Annotated in this window: 5 protein-coding genes and 1 pseudogene; 1 reads left to right on the top strand and 5 read right to left on the bottom strand. The window is 70.0% G+C overall.

Annotated features, from left to right (window positions below):
* Positions 1-32: 32 nt before the first annotated feature.
* From ABD679_RS03295 to ABD679_RS03285, 4 genes and pseudogenes are all read right to left on the bottom strand, one after another.
* Positions 33-653: a hypothetical protein gene (locus tag ABD679_RS03295; protein ID WP_344758510.1), complete on the bottom strand. Its 621-nt coding sequence runs from the start codon at positions 651-653 to the stop codon at positions 33-35.
* 44 nt (positions 654-697) lie between these two features.
* Positions 698-1,933 (bottom strand): cation:proton antiporter, encoded by a 1,236-nt coding sequence (locus tag ABD679_RS03290; RefSeq protein WP_344758509.1) that lies wholly within the window; start codon positions 1,931-1,933, stop codon positions 698-700.
* Between the two features lie 103 nt (positions 1,934-2,036).
* Positions 2,037-2,228: an ABC transporter C-terminal domain-containing protein gene (locus ABD679_RS15665; protein WP_486341545.1), complete on the bottom strand. Its 192-nt coding sequence runs from the start codon at positions 2,226-2,228 to the stop codon at positions 2,037-2,039.
* Positions 2,229-2,318: 90 nt separating this feature from the next.
* Positions 2,319-4,148: pseudogene (locus ABD679_RS03285) on the bottom strand (ABC-F family ATP-binding cassette domain-containing protein); the annotation flags it as partial.
* A gap of 397 nt (positions 4,149-4,545) precedes the next feature.
* On the opposite strand from ABD679_RS03285, the gene ABD679_RS03280 reads away from it, so the two are divergent.
* The gene (locus ABD679_RS03280; protein ID WP_344758507.1) at positions 4,546-6,975 is read left to right on the top strand and encodes a TonB-dependent receptor plug domain-containing protein; all 2,430 of its coding nucleotides are present in this window, start codon (positions 4,546-4,548) and stop codon (positions 6,973-6,975) included.
* Positions 6,976-7,085: 110 nt separating this feature from the next.
* Here the strand turns inward: ABD679_RS03280 and ABD679_RS03275 are convergent, their stop codons facing one another.
* Complete coding sequence (locus ABD679_RS03275) at positions 7,086-8,735, bottom strand: alpha/beta hydrolase-fold protein (protein WP_344758506.1); 1,650 nt, start codon at positions 8,733-8,735, stop codon at positions 7,086-7,088.
* Positions 8,736-8,740: the final 5 nt, after the last annotated feature.

The raw sequence follows: 8,740 nt of genomic DNA, 5'->3' as shown, positions 1-8,740 counted from the left end.
GGGCAGGATCTCGGCGACGGGGCTGGCCGTGCCTAGAGCACCTGGCTCCCCCACGGCGGTGGCGGCAGGTCGACCGGGCGCGACAGGTCGAACTCGACCTGGAACAGGCGTCCGCCCGGGCGCGAAAGCTCGTAGAGGAAGCGCTCGCCCGGCTCGACCTCTATCGCCCAGGTGTTGGTCACCGAGGCGTCGGAGCCTTCCCACTCGAACAGCGCAACCGATTCGGCGTCGACCGGGAATGCCTGCCGCACCGCGCTGCCCGGCGCCGCGCTGTCGCCGCCGTACAGGGTCAGCACGTCCTCGCTGCCATCGGCGTGGCGATGGTCGTGCTTCAGCCGCAGACCGTCAGCGGTCCGCGTGAGCACCCAGGTGCGGGAACGGTCGTCGCCGACGTGGAAGGGAATGCGCAGCTCGCGCGCCGGGTCGTCACAGCCGCGCACGTGCATCACCAGCGCCTTGCCGGCAAACGCGTCCGGGCCGGACGTCGCCGGCTCGTCGGCGACGATGCGCCCGGCGAAGGCCTGGCCGCAGTGGCTGGCAAGCGCGGCCATGAAGGCGTCGGCGGGCGCACCCTCTCCAGCCGTCGGCGCCGGCGTGGCGCAGGCCGACAGCGCCAGCGCGGCAAGCAACGGCAGCGGCATGTGGATGTTCATGCGGCCAAGCTAGCCGACCGGCCCCGCGCCGGCAATCGCGCCGCTCAGGCGCCGCGCGAAGCGCCCCGATCGGGGGCCGCGACCGGCACGCTTTTCGCAGGCGGCCGCTCGGCCCTGCGATCCTCGGGATGGACGTAGCCCTCGTCGATCGGATCGACGTCGAACGGCATCCGCAGCACCAGCGACGGCAGCAGGGTATTGAGGGTGGTGTACAGGATCAGCGCGCCCGAAAGCGTGCCGGAAATCCCGAAGCGGCTGTGCAGGATTTCCGCCAGCACCAGCGTGAACACCAGCGTCGGCGCCAGCGCCACGGAAACCCGCAGCGTGCTGCCGTTGCGTTCGCCGCGGAACAGCACCCGCCGCTGCAGCCAGACCATGCCCACCCGCAGCGGCACCACCACCGCCGTGATCACCAGCCCCAGGCCCAGCGCTTCCCAGCTCAACGCATCGCGCGAGATCAGGGTGCCGGCGTGGAAGAAGTAGAACGGCACGAAGAACGTGGCGAACAGCCGCAGCGCGTGGATGTTGTCGTTGGAGGCCAGCCGCGGCATGCGGATGCGCAGCAGGCGCGCGACCAGGCCGGCGATGAACGCGCCGACCAGGTAGTACACACCCAGCTTGTAAGTGATGAACGCGGCCAGGAAACCGACCATCACCAGCAGCGAGAACTCCGAACCGGGTGCATGCGGCACGATCCAGCGGCCGAAGGCGATGAACAGCATCGGCAAACCGACCAGCATCGCCAGCATCGCCAGTGACGACACGCCCAGCTGTACGGGGTCGCCCGCCTGCAGCACCACGAACAGCGCCGCCAGCGCCAGCAGTTCGCCAGCGATCGCCTTGCTGGTCACCCAGAAGCGCTCCTCCTCGTCCAGGCCCAGGCGTTCGAGCGTGTCGAGGATGAAGCCGGTCGATGGCGTGAGCAGCGCCAGCGCCAGCAGGCCGGCGGCCTGCCAGCCCAGGTCCAGGTAGTGCCAGGCCAGCCAGGCCGCACCGGTCAGGGTGGCCATCCGGATGGCCAGGTGGGTCAGCAGCGGCCACAGCCCGCGCCGCAGCGCACGCAGGTCGACCTCGAGGCCGGCGAACAGGAACAGCGAGGAGATACCGAGCGTGGACAGCAGTGCCACGACCGGGTCGTGGGTCTTCGCGCCCCAGGCCAGCATCGCGCCGATGCCGAACACCAGGCAGGTGATCGGCGCGGGAATCTTGAAGCGCTGCAGGGCCCGCGGGATCACCAGCAGGCCGAAGATCAACAGCAGGTAGATCAACTCTTGGTTCATGCGCGTCCCGTGTGCCGGCACCGTCCGGTCCTGCCGCCGCTGTCGGCGGGCACGCGATTATCACCGCGCGGCGTGTGGATGCCGAGAAGGGGCACGGCCAATGTCAGCTCGCGTCGTAGAGCGCCAGCAGTTCGGCTTCGGCGGCGTCGATCCGCGCGCGCAGCTCGGCCTGGCGCACACCGAGTCCGGCGACGCGCTTGCCGCCGTCGGCGTAGGCATCGGGATCGGCGAGGCTGGACTCGACCTCAGCAAGCTCCGCGGCCAGCGCCTCGACCCGCGATTCGGCCTGGGCCAGCTTGTGCGGGTTGACCCTGGGCGGCTTCGGACCCTTCGCGGGTGCCGGTTCGGGGGCAGGCGCCGCCTGCCCGGACGGCCGCGAGCCACTGCCGCGCGCATCGGCCGGGCGCGCCCGCAGCCACGCGGCGTACTCGTCCAGGTCGCCGTCGAAGGGTTCGACCACGCCGTCGTGCACGCGCCAGAAGGTGTCGCTGACCAGGCCGATCAGATGCCGGTCGTGCGAGACCAGCACGATCGCGCCGTCGAAGTCGCTGAGCGCCTCGGCCAGCGCCTCGCGCATGTCCAGGTCGAGGTGGTTGGTGGGCTCGTCGAGCAGCAGCACGTTGGGCTGCTTCCACGCGATCAGCGCCAGCGCCAGCCGCGCGCGCTCGCCGCCGGAAAAGGCGTCGATGCTCTCGAACGCGCGGTCGCCGGGGAAGTTCCACTTGCCGAGGAAGTCGCGGAAGGCCTGCGTGGGCGCGTCCGGCGACAGCTCGCGCAGGTGGTCGATCGGCGAGGTGCCGGCACGCAGGGCTTCGACCGTGTGCTGGGCGAAGTAGCCGATGCGCAGGTCCGGATGCGCGTAACGCTCGCCCGACAGCGGTTCGAGTTCGCCGACCAGCGTCTTGACCAGCGTCGACTTGCCGGCGCCGTTGGCGCCGAGCAGGCCGATGCGGTCGCCGGCTTCGAGGCCGAAGCCGACGTCGTGGAGGATGGTGACCCCCTCCATCTTCTTGGCTCCCTCCCCTTCAAGGGGGTGAGGTCGGCCTGCTTGCGCGGCATCGCCGCGCAGGCCGGCCGAACGCACGGCGCGCTGCGCCGGGCCGGACGGGTTCGGGAGGGGATGGGTTTCGCCTGGTTGCACGCGATGTTCTTCACCGCGGGGAACCCCATCCCCACCCTGCCCTCCCCTTGAAGGGGAGGGTTCTTGCGCGGACTGCGCTCCTCTTGAAGGGAAGGGTTCCAAAGCGGCATACCCGCAATCGGCGTGGTTCAACCGCAGCAGCGCATGCGGCAACCGCGCCGGCGCCGGGAATTCGATCCGCATCTCGCGCTCGGCGCGCACCGCCTCGGTGCCGGCCAGCTTGGCCAGCCGCTTCATTCGGCTCTGCGCCTGTTTGGCCTTGCTGGCCTTGGCCTTGAAGCGGTCGATGAAGCTCTGCAGGTGGGCGCGCTCGACCTGTTCCTTGTCGTGCGCGATCTGCTGCTGGCGCAGCTGCTCGGCGCGCTGGCGCTCGAACGCGGTGTAGTCGCCCACGTACAGCTTCGCGCCGCCGCCCTGCAGGTGCAGGGTGTGGGTGCTGACGTTGTCGAGGAACTCGCGGTCGTGGCTGATCAGCAACAGGGTGCCCGGATACCGGAGCAGCCACTGCTCCAGCCACAGCACCGCGTCGAGGTCGAGGTGGTTGGTGGGCTCGTCGAGCAGCAGCAGGTCGCTGGGGGTCATCAGCGCGCGCGCCAGGTTCAGGCGCACGCGCCAGCCGCCGGAGAACGTCGCCACCGCGTGCTGCTGCTGTTCGGCCGAGAAGCCCAGCCCGTGCAGCAGCTTGCCCGCGCGCGCGGCGCCGTCGTAGCCGTTGACCTCTTCCAGCCGGTGGTGCGCCTGCGCCACCGCCTCCCAGTCCTCGGCGGCGAGCGCGTCGGCCTCGGCCCTGAGCGCGCCGGCCAGCGCGGCGTCGCCGCCGATCACGAAGTCGATCGCCGCATCCGGCAGCGACGGCATCTCCTGCGCGATGCTGGCGATGCGTACGCGGTTGGGCACGTCGATGTCGCCGCGGTCGGCCTCGACCTCGCCGCGGATGGCGGCGAACAGGCTCGACTTGCCGGTCCCGTTGCGTCCGACCACGCCCACCCGCCAGCCGGCGTGCAGGGCGAGGTCGACATCGGACAGCAGCAGGCGCTCGCCGCGCCGCAGGGCGAAATTCTTGAAGGCGATCATGGGGCGCGCATTCTACAAGGCGCCGCACATGCGCGACCGATCCGGCCTTGGTAGGAGCGGCTTCAGCCGCGAGCTTTTGCAGTTGCCCTCCCCCTGCGACGGCAGGGAAGGTTGGGAGGGGATCTCCACGCACGCGTTGAGGCAGTCCTCTCCAACCCGTCCGGCCGGCCAGCACAGGCGAGGCGTTCGGCAGCGCGCGAGCCGCCGACTCGCAAGCGCGCCTCCCTACCTCCTGCCTTTGCAGGAGAGAGAGCAAAAAGCTCGCCGCTGAAGCGGCTCCTGCAACTGCCTGCCAGCGTTCCGGAAATGGAATTATCGCTTCATGCGGATGTTGAGATTGCAGCGACGTTACGTGCGTGTTAAACCGCAGTCTCCCCCTCGATCCAAGGATGCCGCCATGCGCCCCCACCCGTCCCTGTCGCCGCTCGCGATCGCACTGCTGGCCTCGCTCGCCGCCGGCCCCGTCCTTGCCCAAGAAGCGGAGTCCACCCCCGCCAGGAGCGACGCGAACACCCTCGACACCGTCATCGTCACCGGCACCCGCGTCAGCGACCGCACCGTGGCCGAGTCGCAGTCGCCGATCGACATCCTCACCCCCGAGGCGCTGCAGGCCACCGGCACCACCGAGCTGGCCACCGCGCTGGCGCGCGCGCTGCCTTCGCTGAACTTCCCGCGCCCGGCCGTCACCGACGGCACCAGCGCGATCCGCCCGGCGCAGCTGCGCGGCCTGTCGCCCGACCAGGTGCTGGTGCTGGTCAACGGCAAGCGCCGCCACGTCTCGGCGCTGCTCAACGTCAACGGCAGCATCGGTCGCGGCTCCTCGGCGGTTGACCTCAACGCGATCCCGGTCTCCGCCATCTCGCGCGTCGAAGTCCTGCGCGACGGCGCGTCCGCGCAGTACGGCTCCGACGCCATCGCCGGCGTGGTCAACATCGTGCTCAAGGGCAGCGAAACCGGCGGCAGCCTGGCGGCCGACTTCGGCCAGTTCTCGGCCGGCGACGGCGCCCAGTTCCAGCTCTCCGGCGACACCGGCCTGCGCTTCGGCGATGACCGCGGCTTCGTCCATTTCGCAGGACAGCTCACCCAGCAGGACGAGACCAATCGCGCCGGTCCGTTCCAGCCGTTCACCCCCGGCACCCTGCCCGACCAGGGCAACAACCCCGGCCTGGGCGAAGTGGCATACATCTATGGCGACCCGAAGGTGGACGCAGCCGCTGTCTCGGCCAACGCCGGCTTCGATTTCAGCGACAGCGTCAGCGCCTACGCCACGGCCGCGGCCAGCAACCGCGACATCACCTCCTTCGCCTTCTATCGCTCGCCCAACCACAGCGGCCAGGGCGCGCTGCTGGCGCAGGTCTACCCGGACGGCTACGTGCCGGAGATCGCGATGCTGTCGCAGGACCGCTCGCTGGTCGCCGGCCTCAAGGGCGGCAACGACGCCGGCTGGAACTGGGACGTCAGCTACAACTACGGCTACAACCACATCGGCTTCAAGACCGCGAACACGATCAACTACAGCCTCGGCACCGCCAGCCCGTCGAGCTTCTACGACGGCGCGCTCGAGTACACCCAGAACGTGCTCAACGCCGACGTGACCAAGACCCTGGACTGGGGCCTGGCCTATCCGGCGACGCTGTCGTTCGGCGCCGAATACCGGCGCGAGAAGTGGAACCAGTCGCCGGGCGAGCCGGCCTCGTACGAGAACGGCGGCGCGCAGGGCTTCCAGGGCTTCACGCCCACCAACTCCGGCCATTTCGACCGCGACAGCTATGCCGTGTATGCAGGGCTGGAGGCCGACTTCACCGACAGGTTCTCCGCCGGCATCGCAGGCCGTTACGAGGACTACAGTGACTTCGGCAGCGAAACCTCAGGCAAGCTCTCCGCGCGCTACGCCTTCAGCGACGCGGTGGCGCTGCGCGGCACCGTGGCCAGCGGCTTCCGCGCGCCGTCGCTGTCGCAGCAGCACTACCAGGTGGTGACCTCGAACTACAACGGCGCGCTCGACCGCTTCTTCGATTCGGGCACCTTCCCCGCCACCAGCCCCGCCGCGCGCGCGCTGGGCGCCGAGCCCCTGCAGGCCGAGACCTCGCTGTCCTACAGCCTGGGCCTGGTGCTGCAGCCGGTGGACCGGCTGTACGTGACCATCGACGCCTACCAGATTGAGATCGACGACCGCATCGTGCTGTCGTCCAACCTGCTGGTGGGCGAAAACCCGGCCGCGCAGCAGTTGCTCGAGGACCTGGGCATCAACGGCGTCACCGCGCTGCGCTACTTCAACAACGCGATCGACACCCGCACCCGCGGCATCGACGTGGTCGGCAGCTACGACGTCGCGCTCGACAGCGGCACGCTCACCTTCACCGCCGGCTACAACTACAACAAGACCGAGATCACGCGCATCGCACCCAACCCGGACGTGCTCAACGAACTGGGCGCCACGTTCTGGCGCGTGGGCCGCGACGAGCAGGGCCGGATCGAGGAAGGCTTCCCGCGCGACAAGATCACGCTGGGCGCCAACTGGAACCTCGCGCGCTGGGCGTTCAACCTCGGCGCCACCCGCTACGGCGAGTTCACTACCCGCGTGAGCGAGAGCGGCGACCCCGCCCTCGACCAGGTCTATGGAGACACGTGGACGGTCGACGCCTCGGCCAGCTTCAAGCCCAGCGACCAGTGGACGCTGACCCTGGGCGCGGACAACCTGCTGGACGAGTACCCGGACCGCACCATCCCGGCCAACGCCAACCACAACCAGTTCCCGTACAGCAGCCAGTCGCCGACCGGCTTCAACGGGGCGTACGTGTACGGGCGAATCGCCTACAAGTGGTGACCCCGGCCGCATCGTGATCCAGGCAAGGCCCCGCTCCGGCGGGGCCTTGTCCATGCATCCGGACTGCAGGACGGCAAGCACCTCTCCCGGCCACGGGAAAGAAGGTGGCATCAGTGCGCGGCGTCGGCTTCCACCGCAGCTTCCTGCGCGGGCGCCGGCGGCTTCAGCGGGGAGTCCGGCCGTGCCACCGCCCACATTTCCCAGGCGATCGTCTTCGCCAGCGCCTGGCGATCGTCGCCCTCGGCGTACAGGTCCGAGTGGGTGCGGCCGGGCACGAAGCGCACTTCGGCCTTCGCGCCGATGGCATCGAGCGTGTCCTTCAGCCTGCGCGCGGCGCCGTCGAGGTAGAAGGTATCGGCGTCGCCGATGATCACGCGGATCTTGCCGTCGAGGTCGGGCCGCAGCGCCGACCATTGCGTCTTCAGCCTGTGCGAGATGTCGTAGTGCTCGCGCCAGTACGCGGCAACCTGCGGATCGACTGCACCGGTGTCGCGGTCGAACATCGGCTGTGGCCGCCCGTCCGCGCCGCGCGGCGAAAACACCCAGTCGAACGAGGCCATCTGCCCGCCGTATTCGCCGAGCACGCGCTCCAGCCTCGCGAACTGCTCGAAGGTGGCGATCACCTCGCCCTTGCTGCGCACCAGCGGATACGGCGTTCCGTCGGGCCTGCGGTAGACGTTGGCGCCGTCCGCGTACAGGTCGACGCCGGTGAAGTCGTGGAAATCGCTCGGGTCCGGCGCGGTCGACCAGGTCCCCCCGAACAGCTTCGGATAGCGCACCTGCAGCCACAGCGTCGCCCAGCCGCCCGACGAATGCCCGGTGAGCAGGCGCCCCGACGGCTTCGCATCCATGCGGTACCGGGCTTCAAGCCACGGGATCAGCTCCGTGGTCAGCGCCTCGCCCCAGGGCCCGTTGTTGACCGAATCGGCGAACTCGTGGGTCCCCGTGGGCCCGGATTCATCGAGGAACACGCCGATCATCGGCGGAACCAGGCCCTCCGCCATCCGGCCGTACATGGTCGCGGCGTTGGCGGCGAGGTAGTGCAGGTTGCCGCCGAAACCATGGGTGAAGTACACCACCGGGTAGGTGTCCTTGCCGGAATCGTAGTCCGGCGGCAGCAGCACCCAGCCGCGCATGTGCACCGGCTGCCCCCGGAACGCGCTCAGCGCCGGGCTGACGAAATCCAGTGGCTGCGCACGCCGGCGCGCCTCGTCGAGATGCTTCGTCGTGGCCTCGTCCATCATCCGCGGCGGGAACTGCCAGGCCTCGCGTTCGGGCAGCACGTCGGACAGCGTCAGCGCGATCGCCTGCTTCGCCGGCAGCCGCGCCTTAACCGCCCTGCTGACCACGTCGCCGGCGCCGCGGCCGCCGTAGTTGTAGTCGTGGTTGGCATCCAGCACTGCCTGCAGGTAGTAGTCGCCCGCCGGCAGCGACGAGAAGCCGGCCGGAAACGCAACGGCATCGGCATCGACGGCGATCGCATCGCCCGGCGCGAGGCGCGACACCTCCCGCGCCGCGACGCTGACCAGTGTGGGCCGGAACGGGCTGGCATCCACTTCCTCGACCTTGCCGTCACCGGCCTGTTCCTCCGCCTCGGCGGCCGGGATCACGAACACCAGCAGCCGCCCCGACACCGGCTGCGTTGCCGCCGCGTCCAGGTCCACCCGCAGCGGCACCGCGGCCAGCGCGGCGCCTGCCGGAACGGCCAGCAACATGCCCAACACCAGGCGCCGCAGCGGCGCGCAGCTCTCTGCCCTCATGCACT

It is taken from the genome of Luteimonas lutimaris, from assembly GCF_039537065.1.
GTDB classification, from domain to species: Bacteria; Pseudomonadota; Gammaproteobacteria; order Xanthomonadales; family Xanthomonadaceae; genus Luteimonas; species Luteimonas lutimaris.
The sequence above is the reverse complement of the archived record's forward strand: the minus strand, read 5'-3'. Positions and strand labels throughout refer to the sequence as shown.